Origin of the sequence: Exiguobacterium sp. SH31 (genome assembly GCF_001816105.1) — a bacterium.
GTDB lineage: Bacteria > Bacillota > Bacilli > Exiguobacteriales > Exiguobacteriaceae > Exiguobacterium > Exiguobacterium aurantiacum_A.
This window is the reverse complement of record NZ_LYTG01000012.1, coordinates 44,064-59,153: the sequence shown is the minus strand read 5'-3', so window position 1 is coordinate 59,153 and position 15,090 is coordinate 44,064. Positions and strand designations below refer to the sequence as shown.

At 53.1% G+C, this 15,090-nt stretch carries 14 protein-coding genes; 9 read left to right on the top strand and 5 right to left on the bottom strand.

All coding sequences use genetic code 11. The features are described from left to right. Positions 1–19: 19 nt before the first annotated feature. Positions 20–814, bottom strand: coding sequence for an SDR family NAD(P)-dependent oxidoreductase (locus A6395_RS02120; RefSeq protein WP_241762981.1), 795 nt, complete (start codon positions 812–814; stop codon positions 20–22). Between the two features lie 149 nt (positions 815–963). Between A6395_RS02120 and A6395_RS02115 the strand changes: the two genes are divergently transcribed. From A6395_RS02115 to A6395_RS02105, 3 genes are all read left to right on the top strand, one after another. Continuing rightward, positions 964–1,866, top strand: a complete 903-nt coding sequence (locus A6395_RS02115) for a peptidase U32 family protein (protein WP_084812902.1) — start codon at positions 964–966, stop codon at positions 1,864–1,866. A 10-nt stretch (positions 1,867–1,876) separates the two neighbouring features. Next, positions 1,877–3,130: a peptidase U32 family protein gene (locus A6395_RS02110; protein WP_071397681.1), complete on the top strand. Its 1,254-nt coding sequence runs from the start codon at positions 1,877–1,879 to the stop codon at positions 3,128–3,130. Between the two features lie 81 nt (positions 3,131–3,211). Beyond that, entirely contained in the window at positions 3,212–4,594 is a 1,383-nt protein-coding gene (locus A6395_RS02105) for an MATE family efflux transporter (protein WP_070327091.1), read from the top strand. Here the strand turns inward: A6395_RS02105 and A6395_RS02100 are convergent. Next, positions 4,589–5,458: a DMT family transporter gene (locus A6395_RS02100; protein WP_236633681.1), complete on the bottom strand. Its 870-nt coding sequence runs from the start codon at positions 5,456–5,458 to the stop codon at positions 4,589–4,591. The two genes, A6395_RS02105 and A6395_RS02100, sit on opposite strands and share 6 nt — an antisense overlap. A 127-nt stretch (positions 5,459–5,585) precedes the next feature. Between A6395_RS02100 and A6395_RS02095 the strand changes: the two genes are divergently transcribed. Next, complete coding sequence (locus tag A6395_RS02095; protein ID WP_071397680.1) at positions 5,586–7,712, top strand: DNA topoisomerase III; 2,127 nt, start codon at positions 5,586–5,588, stop codon at positions 7,710–7,712. A 27-nt stretch (positions 7,713–7,739) separates the two neighbouring features. On the opposite strand, the gene ytzI is transcribed toward A6395_RS02095, so the two are convergent. Further along, positions 7,740–7,910 (bottom strand): YtzI protein, encoded by a 171-nt coding sequence (gene ytzI, locus A6395_RS15850; protein ID WP_141737204.1) that lies wholly within the window; start codon positions 7,908–7,910, stop codon positions 7,740–7,742. A gap of 161 nt (positions 7,911–8,071) precedes the next feature. Between ytzI and A6395_RS02090 the strand changes: the two genes are divergently transcribed. Beyond that, complete coding sequence (locus A6395_RS02090; RefSeq protein WP_071397679.1) at positions 8,072–9,184, top strand: PP2C family protein-serine/threonine phosphatase; 1,113 nt, start codon at positions 8,072–8,074, stop codon at positions 9,182–9,184. A 47-nt stretch (positions 9,185–9,231) separates the two neighbouring features. Here the strand turns inward: A6395_RS02090 and A6395_RS02085 are convergent, their stop codons facing one another. Further along, positions 9,232–10,167, bottom strand: a complete 936-nt coding sequence (locus A6395_RS02085) for a magnesium transporter CorA family protein (protein ID WP_071397678.1) — start codon at positions 10,165–10,167, stop codon at positions 9,232–9,234. Between the two features lie 140 nt (positions 10,168–10,307). Between A6395_RS02085 and A6395_RS02080 the strand changes: the two genes are divergently transcribed. Continuing rightward, positions 10,308–10,685: an Hpt domain-containing protein gene (locus tag A6395_RS02080; RefSeq protein ID WP_071397677.1), complete on the top strand. Its 378-nt coding sequence runs from the start codon at positions 10,308–10,310 to the stop codon at positions 10,683–10,685. Positions 10,686–10,725: 40 nt separating this feature from the next. Here A6395_RS02080 and A6395_RS02075 read toward each other — a convergent pair whose 3' ends face one another. Beyond that, the gene (locus A6395_RS02075; RefSeq protein ID WP_084812901.1) at positions 10,726–11,601 is read right to left on the bottom strand and encodes a chemotaxis protein CheV; all 876 of its coding nucleotides are present in this window, start codon (positions 11,599–11,601) and stop codon (positions 10,726–10,728) included. 228 nt (positions 11,602–11,829) lie between these two features. Between A6395_RS02075 and A6395_RS02070 the strand changes: the two genes are divergently transcribed. The 3 genes from A6395_RS02070 (at position 11,830) to A6395_RS02060 (ending at position 15,088) form a co-directional block, all read left to right on the top strand. Then, entirely contained in the window at positions 11,830–13,266 is a 1,437-nt protein-coding gene (locus A6395_RS02070) for an NADP-dependent glyceraldehyde-3-phosphate dehydrogenase (RefSeq protein ID WP_071397684.1), read from the top strand. Positions 13,267–13,367: 101 nt separating this feature from the next. Further along, entirely contained in the window at positions 13,368–14,345 is a 978-nt protein-coding gene (locus A6395_RS02065; RefSeq protein ID WP_236633373.1) for an MBL fold metallo-hydrolase, read from the top strand. Next, on the top strand, positions 14,342–15,088 hold the full coding sequence (locus tag A6395_RS02060) for an SDR family NAD(P)-dependent oxidoreductase (protein WP_071397674.1): 747 nt from the start codon (positions 14,342–14,344) through the stop codon (positions 15,086–15,088). The genes A6395_RS02065 and A6395_RS02060 overlap by 4 nt, the downstream gene beginning before the upstream one ends. Positions 15,089–15,090 lie beyond the last annotated feature (2 nt).

Genomic DNA, 15,090 nt, shown 5'->3' with positions numbered 1-15,090 from the left:
TCGCTCTGCTTTTTTAGGTTCAAGATGTCGGGAGCTGTTCGACCGAGGCATCTGTCGGTTTTTGGAAGCGACGTAAAATTTCGAGACTGACCGCTCGCGGCATAATTTTCGCGAGTCCGACGAGCGCTTGGTTCGACAAGCCCGGGATGATGACCCGTTTATTTTTCATAACGCCCTTATAACCAAAGAAAGCGACGAGATGAGACGGCATTTTCGATACCATCATTTCACTGCCGGCCCGGTTAAAGAAACCGGTGTCGGTCGGACCCGGGCAAAGGACGCTGACGTTTACGCCTGTGCCTTTCGTCTCGGCATGGAGCGCTTCTGTGAGTGATAAGACGTACGCTTTTGTCGCGTAATAGACGGCCATATACGGTCCCGGCTGGAATGCGGCGACAGAGGCGACGTTTAGGACGTAGCCGTGATTGCGGGCGACCATGTCAGGCAAGTACGCTTTCGTCAACTCGGTCAAGGCGTTGACGTTCAACCTGACCTCTTCAGCCTCGGTTTCCGCATCGAGTTCGATAAACTCGCCGGCCGTACCGAAACCAGCGTTATTGATTAAAAAATCGACCGTGAGCCCGGCGTCGTCAATCGCGTTCGTCAACCGTTTCACGGCGTTGTGTTCAGATAAGTCGAGGGCGAACACGTGCACGTTAATCGTGTATCGTTTTTCAAGTACTTTTTTGAGTTCATGTAACCGTGGCTCGTTACGAGCTACGAGAATACAGTCGAATCCATCTCGGGCCGCTAAGACGGCGAGGTCTAGACCGATGCCTGTCGAGGCACCGGTAATCAAGGCTGTTTTTGTCAAAATCGTCCACTCCTTCAATTAAAAAAGTCATACATTGTTACTGATTTCTTCACTAGTTGTTAAATTCCTGCTTCGTCGACACGGTTGAACGTGTGCTAAAGTATATCAAGAATATGTGATTAGACTCACAAAGTCAGGAGAAAAAACAGATGATGATTCAGCTAGTTACTACAGCACAAAGCGTCGAACAAGCAGAGGCGCTGATCATGGCGGGGACAGACCGTCTATATATCGGAGAGTCGACGTTTGGTTTACGCCATAAAGGTGACTGGTCGCTTCCGGCTGTGAGAGAAGTCACAGCGCTCGCCCGTCGTTACGGCAAAGAAGTGACGGTTGCCGTCAATAATTTGATGCATAACAATCAAATCGAGGCGTTGCCGGATTATTTACACGCGCTCAAGCAAATCGGGATCGACAGTGTGACGGCGGGCGATCCAGGTGCGATCCGCTTGATCCGTAATGCCAATATCCCCTATTGGTACGATGCTCAAACGCTCGTCACGTCGGCGCGACACATTCAATTTTGGGGTAAGCGCGACGCCATCGGGGCGGTCGCGGCCCGTGAAGTGACACTGACCGAACTCGGGATGATTCAACAGCAGATCGGGCTCCCCGTCGAGGTTCAAGTGTACGGACCAACATGTATCCATCACTCGAAACGACCGCTATTGACGAACTATTTCAATGAGATCGGTCGGTCGAGAGGGGACGCGGAAGCGCGCGAGTACTATATGAGCGAACCGTCTGATGCGGACAGTCGCTATCCCGTCTACCAAGACGACAATGGGACGCACGTCTTCTCCGAAGATTTGACGCTCATGGGTCAATTGCCGGTGCTCTTAAAAGGCGGACTGCATACGTGGAAACTCGAAGGATGGCATGCCGGGGACGCGTTCGTCGACATCGTCCGTCTGTTCGACAAAGCCCGGTCCGATTTGTTGAATGGCCAGTTCGACCGCACGCTCATGGAACGGCGTCTCGCCGAACTCCAACCTGAACAATTCCGGCTTGGGACCGGACTGCTGTTACGAAATCCAGAAGAGATCAAGTGAGGGGATCAAGATGAAAAAACGTCCAGAACTACTAGCTCCGGCAGGAAACTTAGAAAAATTAAAGATGGCGATTCTTTACGGGGCCGATGCGGTCTTTATCGGTGGTCAACAGTTCGGGCTCCGCTCGCGGGCCGGCAACTTCGGATACGAGGAGATGACTGAAGGCGTCGCATTCGCGCACGAGCGCGGGGCGAAAGTGTATGTCGCCGCGAACATGGTGACCCATGAAGGGGATATCGATGGCGCGGGCGATTTCTTCTGTCGACTCCGTGACATCGGCATCGACGCCGTCATCGTCTCGGACCCGGCCATGATCGAGGTCTGTCTAACGGACGCGCCCGGTCTTCCAGTCCATTTGTCGACCCAGGCGTCGGCGACGAACTACGAGACGCTCCGTTTTTGGCAAGAGGAAGGGCTAGAGCGAATCGTCCTCGCCCGTGAAGTATCGATGGAAGAGATCAAAGAGATGAAGCGTCAAGTCGACGTCGAGATCGAGGCGTTCGTCCATGGCGCGATGTGTATCTCCTACTCGGGACGTTGCACGCTGTCGAACCATATGGCGCTCCGCGATGCGAACCGCGGCGGCTGTGCCCAGTCGTGCCGCTGGAAATACGGCTTCTTCGAGGCGGATGAGTTGTTGACAGACGACATGGCAGCGCGCGATGAGGAACCGTTCTCGATGAGTTCGGTCGATCTTGCGATGGTCCGGCACATACCCGATTTGGTCGATGCCGGCGTCGATAGCTTGAAAGTCGAGGGACGGATGAAGTCGATCCATTACGTGGCGACCGTCTGTAACGTCTATCGTCAAGTCATCGATGCCTACTGCGCGGATCCTGAAGGATTCGTCTTCGACCCAGCATGGGAAGAAGAGATTTGGAAAGCGGCGCAACGGGAGCTCGCGAGCGGGTTCTATTACGGCATCCCGACCGAGAAAGAGCAACTGTTCGGCAAACCGCGTTCCATCCCGCAATATGCGTTCGCAGCGCGCGTCATCTCGTATGAAGCGTCGACAGGCATGGCGATGCTAGAGCAGCGTAACCATTTCCGCCGCGGAGAAGAAGTCGAATTCTTCGGCCCCGGGTTCGTCCGCTTCACGCAACGGATCGACGAGTTATTCGATGAGACCGGGATGCCGCTCGAGACGGCGAACCAGGCGATGATGACGGTACGCGTCAAAGTCGACCAACCTGTCGCGACCGACTTCATCATGCGAAAACGAAAAGTGGCAGCAGTGAAAGTTCCCGCTTCGAGTGCCCGTTGACACATCCGTCAAGGCAACATAGTCGACCGTTCCATCCAATCTTGCTACCCTATTAACATATACGAAAAAGGGGATGGAAGGATGAATCAGAACACGGAGCAACTCCGGACCGATCCGATCGGACGCCTGCTGTTCAAGCTGTCGCTGCCGGCGATGATCGGTATGCTGGTGACGGCGCTCTATAATATAATTGACACGATTTTCGTCTCGCGTGGCATCGGCCCTGCTGCCGTGGCCGCGATCGGGATCGCGTTCCCGATTCAAATGATTCTAATGGCCGTCTCGAGTGCGGTCGGTCTCGGCGGGGCCTCAATCAGTTCGCGGAAACTCGGCAAAGGAGATGACGCCGGTGCCGCCGTCACGTTCATGAACGTGCTCGTGCTCGTAGGCGTGTTCGCCGCGTTCGCGGTCAGTTCGGCCATCTTCATGCTCGACTCGATCTTGACTGTGTTCGGGGCGACGTCGGAGATCATGGAATTGAGTCGTCAATACTTATCGGTCACGCTGATCAGTTCGCCGTTCTTCATGTTCACGCTCGCGGCGAGCGCGATGGTGCGGGCCGAAGGACAAGCACCTTATCAGATGAAAGTGATGCTCACGACCGTCGTCGTCAACTTGGTGACGACGCCGCTGTTCATCTTCACGTTCGGATGGGGTATTTACGGGGCGGCCTGGTCGACGGCGCTCGCTCAAGTCGTCGGATCGGTGCTCATGTTACGCTTCTTCTTCGCAAAAAATCGCCGGACCGAGCTCAACTTCCAATGGCGGAAGTTTCGGCTGCGGTTCGGCGAGTTGAAGGAGATTATGGCAATCGGGTCATCCTCGTTCGTCATGATGGTGTCGCAATCGATCTTGTTCGTCTTCGTCAACATCATGCTCGGGACGTATGGTGGGACCCAAGAATTGGCCACGTTCGCCATTTTGAATAAGTTCATGGCGCTCGTCGGGATGCCGATCATGGGCATCGTACAAGGCATGCAACCGATAGTCGGCTATAACTTCGGGGCGCGACAGTTCGAGCGGATGCGCGAGACGATTTGGACGGCGCTACGGGCCGGAATCGCGATTGCGGTCTTCATCTGGCTGACGCTCCAGCTGTTCCCGGAACCGCTCATGCGCATGTTCACGTCCGACGCGAACTTGATTGCTGGCGGGGTGACGGCGATTCATGTCCTGTTCGCTGTCTCGTTTTTAACGAGCGTCCAAATGCTTGTCAACGGCATCTATCAATCACTCGGGAAAGCCCGGGTCGCGATGTTCTTGTCGTTGTCTCGACAGACGCTCTTTACGATTCCGCTCGTGTTTATCTTACCGAACTTCTTCGGTGTGTTCGGTGTTTGGCTCGCCTTCCCGATCGCCGACGGCTTGACCTTCCTGACAGCGGTCGGCATGGCGATTTGGGACCGGAAACTGCTGTTCCGTCCGTCAGAAGATGAGGTAGAAGCGAAAGCGACCAATTTATGAAACGACGTCCGTTCTTGTTGAACGGGCGTCTTCTTTTAGGAATAAGTAAATCCCACCGAGCAAGACGGCCGCGCCGATCCATTGCATCACGCCGAGCCGTTCCTCGAAGAAGACGAAGCCGAATAGCATGCCCCAGAGCGCTTCACCGAGGATGGTGATGCTGACGACGGTCGCACTGACGCGGGCGAGGGCGTAGTTGAACAAGTTATGGCCGAGGAGCGTCGGGAAGAAGGCGAGAGCGATGAAATACCACCAATTCACCGCTTCGAAGCCGACGAATGTCGTGTCCCGAACGAGCAACATGAAACCGAGAACGAACGTGGCGACGAGATAGACGCTGAACGAGTAGTCGTTCGTCTTCATCTCGGTCCGAATGTGTTGACCGACGAGCCAGTAGCCGGCGATCAGCAAGGCGGCGAGAAGCGCGAGCAAATCCCCGTAGAGCGCGTCGCGACCGATTTGGATATCACCGGCTGCGACGAGCATGCCGCCGAGGACGGCGACGAGCGCAAACGCCAAACCTTTTCGGGTCGGATGTTTTTTAAAGAACAGGGCGTTCCCGATGAGGACGAAAATCGGGCTCGACGTCACGAACAACGTCGAACTCGCGACGGTCGTGTAGTCGAGCGATAAAAACCAGAGCCAGAAATGGAAGGCGAGGAGCGTCCCGCTGAGCAAGATCGCGTAGCGGGTGTTCGAGCGTAACGAGAAGAGCGAGCGGTAATCGAGAAACGGTAACAACATGAGGCTCGAGAACAGCATACGGTAGAATGCGGCCGTCTCCGCCGGTGCGGACGTCCATTTGACGAACAAGACGCTCGTCGACAGGAAAAAGACGGCTGCAAATAAAATTAAATAAGACAACAGGCATCCCCCTTTGGTTTTGTACATATTCCTCTAATGATATAATGAAACATACGAGAAAAAACATTCTTTTTCGAAAGTGTCGTTCCGACGAGATCGTTCGAACGACAACGAAAGTAGGGATCACATGAGATTAATCATTGCGGAGAAACCGTCGCAGGCACAAAAGCTGGCGGCACCGTATCCATCAAAAAAGAGAAAAGACGAGATTGAAATCGCGGCATGCCCTCGTTTCCCGGAAGGTGCCATCGTCGTCTGGGCAGTCGGGCACTTATGTGAACTCCAAGAGCCGTCCCACTACCGCCCGGAGTGGAAGTCTTGGAAGTATGAATCACTTCCGATCGTCCCAGATCGGTTCGACTATCGCATCTCGCAGGGCAAGTCGAAGCCGTTCCAGACAATCAAAAAATGGCTCCACGACCGCTCGATCACGGACGTCATCATCGCTTCTGACGCCGAGCGGGAAGGGGAGGCGATCGTTCGTCTCATCTTGAGGCTCGCGGGCAACAAAAAACCGCTCGAGCGCTTATGGATCTCGAGTTTGACCGAGCAGGCGGTCGATCGCGGTTTCTCCCAGCTGTTGCCTGGTGACCAGACGATTCCGTATTACCACGAGGCGATGAGCCGCGCCTGTGCCGACTGGCTCGTCGGCATGAACGCATCAAGAGCGTATACGACGCTCTTGAAGACGATAGGGATTGAAGACGTATTCTCGCTCGGACGCGTCCAGACGCCGACGCTCGCCTTGATCGTCAATCGGGAGCGTGAAATCAAACAGTTCGTCCCGGAGCTTTATTTCGAGGTCGAAGCGACGCTCCAAAAAGGACGGGGCACGTTCAAAGCGAAATATACGCTCGGCAAGACGACGAAGTTGAAGACGCGTGAACAAGCTGACGCTGTCGTCAACCGAGCGACCGGGACGGCGATTGTAAAATCAATCGATAAAGAAGAGAAAGTGGAACACCCTCCGTTCTGGTTCAGTCTGTCGGGTCTCCAAGCTGAGGCCGGCAAACGCTTTGGTTTCGGGGCGAAGAAGACGCTCGATATCGCCCAGAAGCTGTACACGAAAGGGTGGATCAGTTATCCACGGACAGATTCTAGTTTCGTGACGCCCGACGAGGCAACGCTGTTCCCGCAGACGAAAGCCAGACTGTTGAAGTCTGCCGCTTACGCCGGGCTTGCGGCCGTCTTGACTGAAAATCCGTCCCGGAACAGCCGCTACGTCAACGCGAAAAAAGTGAGCGATCACTATGCGATCATTCCGACCGAAGCGTGCGGCGATGTGGGTCGACTTAGCGGGGATGAGGCGAAGCTGTATGACTTGATCAACCGCCGCTTTCTCGCAGCGTTCGCCCCCCCGGCCAAACTCGAGAAGACGACCGTCGACTTGATGGACGGGGAAGACTTATACCGGGCAAAAGGGACGGTCGTTGTCAGCCCAGGGTACCGTCAAGTCGTCGAGATGAAGTCAAAAGACGTCGAGCTTCCGGTGCTGACAACCGGTGAGCCGTTGACTGAAAAGAAAGTCGAAGTGTTATCGAAACAGACAGAGCCTCCAAAACGGTATACGGAAGGGGCGCTCATCATGGCGATGAAAGTCGCCGGGAAACAGCTCGACGACGAGGAACTGATCCATATCATGAAAGAAGTCGAGGGGCTCGGCACGGAAGCGACTCGGGCGAACATAATCGACGGCTTGAAGAAGCGAGGGTATGTTGAACTTCAAAAGAAAGAGCTCGTTCCGACCGATAAAGGTCGTCTTTTGATCGATGTGCTCGGCGACAGCATTCTCGCCTCGCCGGCCATGACCGCGAAATGGGAGAAGCGGCTCCATGAGATCGGGCAGGCGTCTGCGTCTGCGGCCGAATTCATCGACCAAGCGAAAAAGATGTCGATTCATCTCGTCGAAGAAGCCAAAGCGAGAGTCGCGGCGGCGAATCCGGAAGGCTATACGATTGAACCGAGACGCTTTGGTAAGAAAGCTGCCTCGCGGCCAAAAGCGTCGTTCGGCGTCTGCCCGAGCTGTGGCAAAGGACTTGTCGAGCATCCGAAGTTCATCGGGTGCAGCGGGTATCGTGAGGGCTGCAAGTTTACGATGTCGAAACAAGTGCTCGGCGTCGGACTCGCGAAAGACGAACTGAAACAGATGATCAACGGTGGGCAGTCGAATGTTCATGCGTTCAAAAAAGGCGACAAGACGTTTGATGCCACGCTCTATCTTGAAAAAGGGGCGTTACGCTTCGAGTTCAAATAAAAAAAAGAGTCGCCCGGCTGGACGGCTCTATTTTTTATCGGTCTGATCGTTTTCAGAGATTCGACGATTGATCTCATCGTAATCGAGGACGATGTCGTCTTTGTTGTCTTTGTAGGCGTATCCTTTTTGGATGACGACGACAGAGGCGACCAAGACGAGTAAAATAATCAATCCGCTCACGGCAAATATCCATCCCATAGCGCATTCCTCGCTTTCTTTCTTTTAGTATGACAAAAATCTGAGACGTTCTCCATGTTTGAGTCTCTCACAACTGTTACAGGTTTGAAATGGTTGGTCTCTTGATTAGATATGATACAATAACGTATAGAAGAACACTGACAGAGAAGGTAGGGATGACTATGGCGATTTTGATTGTCGACGACGAACCGGTCAATACGATGGTTCTCGAACAATTATTGCATCAACACGATTATGAGACGGTCTCGGTCTCAAGTGGTGAAGATGCTCTCGCGCTCCTCATGGACCCGCAAGCCCCGTCGCTGTATGACCTCGTCCTGCTCGATGTCGAGATGCCGGGCATCTCAGGGATTGAAACGTGCAAACGGATTCGACAAATGACAGGATATGAAGAACTGCCGGTAATCATGGTGTCGGGCCGGACCGAAGAGAAGCAAATTGCCGAAGGGCTAGACGCTGAAGCGTCCGACTATACGACGAAACCGATCAAGATCACCGAACTCCTCGCCCGGATTCGCTCGGCGCTTCGTTACAAAGCGGCCGTCGATGAACGGAAAAAATATGAGGCGCGTCTCCAATATGACCTGGATTTGGCCCAAAAGATTCAGCAGAGCGCACTGACCCCACCAATCAGTAGCGCGGAAATCGATATGAGGGCGCTGTACCTGCCATCTAAAAAATTGGCGGGTGACATGTACGCCTGGTTCCAAGTCGCGCCTGATCGTTACGGCGTCATCATCTTCGACGTGATGGGTCACGGTGTGTCTTCAGCCTTGATCACGATGGGAATCCGCTCGATCTTGCCGGGCCTTGTCGCCAACGTCCAGTACCCGGTCGACGTCATGACCGAACTGAACCGACAGATGACGTTCCTGTTTTCAGGCGACGATATGCAAAGTTATTTCACGGCCGTCTATTGTTACATCGATACGACGAATCAACGCATCGAGTACGTCAATGCCGGCCATCCGCCTGTGATCGTGACGTCTCCGGAAGGGATGACTCGTCTCGAGACGACTGGAGTGCCGGTCGGCATGTTCGAGGAACCGAACTATGAATCCAAAGAAATCAAGATCACGCCAGGTATGGTCCTGCATATGTATACGGACGGACTGATGGAATGTTACAGCAAAGACATCGATGACGGCATCCGTTGGCTTGAAAAAGACATCGCCACGTACGGCTTAGATTATTCCCGTCACGTTGCCGAACGGCTCGTCCCGAAAATCGAGATTGACGACGACTTGTGCCTCGTCACGGTAAAGCTTACTTAAACGACAAAAGGATGAGACCGTCGCTCGTGACGATTTCATCCTTTTGTCTAGAAATAACGTTTCCGCCATAAAATATAAAAGGCGAGACTCGAAAAACCGACCATCATGGCAAGTGCGAACACGAAACCGATTGATTGTCCTTCCCATGGGACTTGGACGTTCATCCCAAAGATCCCGGAAATCATCGTCGGAATACTGAGCACGATCGTGATCGACGCCAAGAACTTCATGACGAAGTTGACGTTGTTCGAGATGATCGACCCGAACGCATCCATCTTAATGCTGATGATGTCGTTATAAATCGAGGCCATCTCCATCGCCTGACGATGCTCGACGAATACGTCTTCTAACAAGTCTTCGTCTTCTTCATGCTTCTCAAGACTCGGCGTCTTGACGATGCGGTCGAGGACGCTGTCATTCGCTTTGAGCGACGTCATGAAGTAGACGAGCGACTTCTGTAAGTTCATCAACTGGAAAATTTCCTGATTTCGCATCGAACGTTGAAGTTCTTGCTCTAGCTCTTCCATTCGCCGGTCGATCTGGCGGAGGAACCGCAAGTACGTCATGCTGACTCGGTGCAAAATCTGGAAGACGAACCGGCTGCGATAGTTTGTCCGGAACAAGCGGGCTTTGCCGTTAGCGAACAAGTTGAGTACATCGAGGTCACGCGAACAGACGGTGATGAAATGTCGTCCCGTGACGATGATACCGAGTGGGATCGTATTATAGGCACGTCCCGTATCGTCTTCTTCGACGTATGGAACGTCAATGATCATGAGCAGGCCTTCATCATCTTTCTCAAAACGCGGCTTTTCTTCAATATCAAGTGGGTCGTACACGAAGTCTTCAGGAATGCCGGAGGCGGCAATGACTTGATCGGCCTCGTCTTTCGTCGGATTGACGAGTTGGATCCAGCTTCCTTTGTCAAAGTCTTCGATCTCGTGCACACGACCAGATGCGTCGGTACGGTAAATCGTTAGCATAATCTTCCTCCTACCTTAGCTCAACTTTATTATAGGTAGGCGAGTAGGAGAGTGCAATCGCAAAGAAGGAGATTTTTTGTTTTCTCTCGAAAACATACTACAGTGAGTTAGAATGTCAGAAGGAATGAGTAGAAGGAGGGATGGAGGTGACTCAAACACCCCAAAACGCTCTGTTTAACGAAGAGAAATTAGCAGAGCTCCATCAAATCGCAAGTGGAAATAAAGATTTTCTGAAAAAGATTGCAGAGACGTACGTCGCGCAGTTCGAGGCGAAGTTTCCTGAATTAAAGCGCGTAGTCGAGACGAAAGATCATGAACAAATCGAACAACTCGCCCACTTGTTAAAGGGCGCATCTTATTCGGTCGGACTCGACGAGACGGCGTCGCATTTCCAACAACTTGAACTCGCCGGTGAGACGAACGAGGTCGAGAACCTTGAACCGGTGCTTGAAGACATCGAGCGTCAAATGAAACGGTTCGCTGTCGAGTGGGACGCCTATTTCAATCGATTGGTGTAATGAAAGAGGGGCCGCAATTTTGCGGCCCCTCCGTTTGTCATTAGGCTAAAAACTCATCGAGCGTCGCGATCAACATGCCGATCTCAGGCTTCGTGATTTGTGCGTTCGCCCCGACGGCGTCACCTTTATGTTTCAAGTCGTTTGAGATGAGTGACGAGAAAATTACGATCGGTAACGTCGCGTAGCGGTCCATTTCGCGTAGCCGTCTCGTCAAATGTAACCCGTCCATTTGTGGCATCTCGATGTCGGTGATGAGCAGATCGCACTCAACACCATCTTGCTCGAACGCATCAAGCGCTTCTTTCCCGTTGTTGAAGATTGTCGTGTTGAAGTAGCCTGCCTCATCGAGCGTGTCGATGATCAAGGTGCGGAGCATCTCCGAATCTTCTGCGATCCACACTTGTTTGTTCGAGCGTTCCCTTGCACCGAGTCGTTTGACGGATTCACGAGCCATGATGTCTTTTCGTGACAACTCGAGAGCGATGCGCTCATAGTCGAGAAGAATGATCATTTGGTCTCCTGTTTTGACGACGCCGTTCGTGATGCCTTGGACACCGCGGGCGAGATCTGACGGTGTATCGATCTGTTCCCATGAGATGCGCTTGATCTCTGTCACTTGGTCGACTCGGAGCACCGATTTCTCACCGTTAAACTCACAGACGATCAAGCGATCCCCGTCTCCGGCTTCACGAGGATGGCCGATGACCATCGGGAGATCGATGACCGTCATGACTTCACCGCGTAGTTCGATCAACCCCATGATCGCCTCAGGCGTTCCAGGTAACGGGGTGAGTGGAAGCATCGTGATGATCTCGCGAACCTTCATGACGTTAATCCCGAAAATAAACGGGCCTGACTGGAAAATGACGATTTCTAACTCGTTCGTACCTGCTTCAAGTAAAATATTATGATCCATGCTCAATGGTGGTCCCTCCTATATCGCGTTCTCTCTTCCTCTCTATCGGTCAAATCGATCAAAGTCTTCAGTTGAAAAGTGTCAAAGTCAGGTCAAAAATCACGAAAAGTCATGGAGTAACCGTTTACATTACATAAACTGAATCTTTATAGTTGTTCAACGGAATTGATTTTGCATACAATGAGGGTGGCAACGAGATATCACAGCTTACTCAGGAGGCAGATAGAGATTATGAGTATGAACACATATCCATATTTAATTAACGGGCAATGGCAAGAATCAACAACAAATGAGACGATTGAACTCGTTTCACCTTATACAGAAGAAATCGTCGGACACGTCCAAGCGATGTCGCGCGACGAAGTCGACGAGGCGATTCACGGTGCTAAACGTGCACAACAAGAGTGGGCGGCGCTTCCGGTCAACAAGCGCGCCGAGCTGTTGTACGCATGGGCGGACAAACTCGAAGAACGCGTCGATGAGATCGGTCAAATCATCATGCGCGAAGTCGGGAAGAACTTGAGCGACGCGAAGAAAGAAGTCGTCCGCACAGCTGAGATTATTCGTTATACGGCTGAGGAAGGACTTCGTTTCACAGGTGGATTCATGCAAGGTGATTCGTTCCCGGGCGGATCAAAGAATAAAATGGCGATCATCAAAAAAGAGGCACTCGGTGTCGTTCTCGCGATCTCACCATTCAACTATCCGGTCAACTTAGCCGCTGCTAAAATCGCCCCGGCCCTTATTACTGGGAACGCGGTCGTCTTCAAACCGGCGACACAAGGTGCGATCAGTGGTGTCAAAATGGTCGAGGCACTGCAAGACGCCGGTCTTCCGAGCGGATTGTTGAACCTCGTGACGGGTCGCGGTTCGGTCATCGGCGACTACTTGACGTCGCACCCAGGTGTCGACATGATCACATTCACAGGCGGTACAGGAACCGGTCAACATTTGTCACAACAGGCATCGATGGTCCCGGTCGTCTTAGAGCTCGGCGGCAAAGACCCGGCGCTCGTCTTAGAAGACGCGGACATGACGCTTGCGGCGGATCAAATCGTCAGCGGTGCATTCTCTTACTCGGGTCAGCGTTGCACGGCGATCAAACGCGTCTTCGTGCTCGAAGATCAAGCGGACGAACTCGTCGCCATGTTGAAACAGCGTGTCGAGAAGCTCACGGTTGGTTCGCCAGTTGACAACAGCTTCATCGTCCCGCTCATCGACAAAAAGTCGGCTGACTACGTTCAAGGCTTGATTGACGACGCCGTCAACAAGCATGCGACGGTCGTCCACGGTAACGAACGTGACGGCAACCTGCTCCACCCGACGCTGCTCGACCATGTCACGCGTGAGATGCGTGTCGCTTGGGAAGAGCCGTTCGGACCAGTTCTTCCGATCATTCGTGTCAGTTCGCTCGACGAGATGATCGAACTGACGAACGAGTCAGAGTTCGGTCTTCAAGCGAGCGTGTTCACACAAAACGTGAACAGTGCGTTCACGGTCGCCGACAAGCTCGAAGTCGGCACGGTCCAAGTCAACGGACGGACGGAACGCGGTCCTGACCACTTCCCGTTCATCGGTGTGAAACAATCAGGTCTAGGTGTACAAGGGATTGGACGCAGTCTTGAAACGATGACACGCGATAAAGTGACCGTCATTAACTTATAAACGATTGGAGGGGAGAAATCCCCTCCTTTTTTTGTGCCATTGAAATCCCTTCTTTCTGACAGGTATAATGAATGAAGATAGGTGGAAGGGGTTGTGTGGACGTGGCGAACTGGATTTCAAGCCAACTGGCAAGACTCGATATTCCGACACCGTTTGAGGTCGGTAACGTGAACGTATACATCGTAGAGCATGGGGGCCGGTTTTTCATGGTCGACTGTGGCCCGGATACGGAAGAGGCATGGGCGTCCTTGAACGGCGAATTGGCTGAACTCGAACTGACGCTAGCGGATATCGATTTTCTATTTTTAACGCACCATCATGCCGACCATGCCGGTCAAGCTTGGCGGCTGCGGGACGCCTCGATTCCAGTCTACGGTCACGAGAAGCTCGTTCGTTATTTGGAACAGACACCGAACTTTATTAAAAAAGGCAATCACTTCTTATATGAACTGGCTCATTGGTTCGGGGCACCGGAGTCGATCATCAACAAGTTACCCGACTACCGGGAGGCGCTACGTTGGATCGGTCCGACGACCGTCACGATGACGTTCGAAGAGGGACAAGACGTGACGAGCGACGGGGCATGGAAGACGATTCATCTGCCGGGACACGCGAGCGATCAACTCGGACTTCTCGGACCGGGCGGCGTCTTGATTGCCGGTGATCATTTGATCGATGCGGTCGAACCGAACCCGTTGATCGAACAGCCGTATGAGGACGAAGGGTTTGCGTCACCGGTCTTACTATATCTCGACTCGCTTAGAAAGTTACAGGAGCTTGATATTAAGCTCGTCGTGAGCGGACATGGCAATCCGATTCAGCATCCGCGGGTACTCATCGAATCAAGGATCAGTCAACGCTATGAACGGAGCGAGCAGCTGCTGAACGACTGGGCCGACGGCTTGAGTGTGTTCGATTGGTCGATGCGGCTGTACGGGCGGAAGATGCGCCGGGCGATGCCGCTTGTCTTCAGCGAAGTGTTCGCGCGGTTGACATTGCTCGAGGAGCGCGGTCATGTCGTCAAGCAGTTAGCCGATGGCAAATGGATTTATGTGAGAGTGGAGGAAGCAATGGAATGAGACATATTGTGATCACGGGTGCGTCGAGCGGCTTTGGTGCCGCTTTGGCGCATTCTTTTTCGGCAGCGGGCTATAAGCTGACGTTAATTGCCAGAAACGAGACGCGCCTTCGAGAGCTCGGGACGAAACTATCTGCAGACTGGATGGTCACGGATGTTTTGACAAGTTATGAGACGCTCGTCGACGATGTCGTACAGAAATATGGACCAATCGACGGTTGGGTCAACAACGCCGGCGTCGGTGAGTTTGACCGGGTCGTTGATCAAACGACGGACGTCATCGAAGAGACGATGCGCTTGAACGCGATCGCGCCGATGGTGATGTCGCGTGACTGTGGGCGCCGGATGAAGCGAGGCGGGACGATCATAAACGTTTGCTCGCAAGCTGCCAAAGTGCCGACCCCGAAGTCGGCCGTGTACGCCGGATCGAAAGCGGCGTTGCTCCAGTTTTCAAACGCGCTCCGGCTCGAGCTGAAGCCGGCAGGTGTCCATGTACTGACAGTCAATCCTGGTCCGATCAACACGCCGTTCTTTGATCGGGCTGATAAGACGGGTCGCTATGAACAGAGTGTGCGTCGTATCATGCTCGACCCAGATCAGTTGGCACAGCGGGTCGTCTCAGCGTTTGAACAGTCGAAACGTGAAGTCAACGCCCCGTGGTGGATGGACTTAGGCGGAAAACTGTACGCAATGTGCCCGATTTGGTTCGAACGGTTGGCAAAACGGGGATTTGACAAAAAGTAGTA

What these genes read in the sequence shown, in the direction of transcription:
- A6395_RS02075 (WP_084812901.1), bottom strand. Translation starts at nt 11,601, where the DNA reads ATGGATCATAATATTTTACTTGAAGCAGGTACGAACGAGTTAGAAATC.
- A6395_RS02060 (WP_071397674.1), top strand. Translation starts at nt 14,342, where the DNA reads ATGAGACATATTGTGATCACGGGTGCGTCGAGCGGCTTTGGTGCCGCT.
- A6395_RS02085 (WP_071397678.1), bottom strand. Translation starts at nt 10,167, where the DNA reads ATGCTAACGATTTACCGTACCGACGCATCTGGTCGTGTGCACGAGATC.
- A6395_RS02110 (WP_071397681.1), top strand. Translation starts at nt 1,877, where the DNA reads ATGAAAAAACGTCCAGAACTACTAGCTCCGGCAGGAAACTTAGAAAAA.
- A6395_RS02080 (WP_071397677.1), top strand. Translation starts at nt 10,308, where the DNA reads ATGGAGGTGACTCAAACACCCCAAAACGCTCTGTTTAACGAAGAGAAA.
- ytzI (WP_141737204.1), bottom strand. Translation starts at nt 7,910, where the DNA reads ATGGGATGGATATTTGCCGTGAGCGGATTGATTATTTTACTCGTCTTG.
- A6395_RS02095 (WP_071397680.1), top strand. Translation starts at nt 5,586, where the DNA reads ATGAGATTAATCATTGCGGAGAAACCGTCGCAGGCACAAAAGCTGGCG.
- A6395_RS02105 (WP_070327091.1), top strand. Translation starts at nt 3,212, where the DNA reads ATGAATCAGAACACGGAGCAACTCCGGACCGATCCGATCGGACGCCTG.
- A6395_RS02090 (WP_071397679.1), top strand. Translation starts at nt 8,072, where the DNA reads ATGGCGATTTTGATTGTCGACGACGAACCGGTCAATACGATGGTTCTC.
- A6395_RS02115 (WP_084812902.1), top strand. Translation starts at nt 964, where the DNA reads ATGATGATTCAGCTAGTTACTACAGCACAAAGCGTCGAACAAGCAGAG.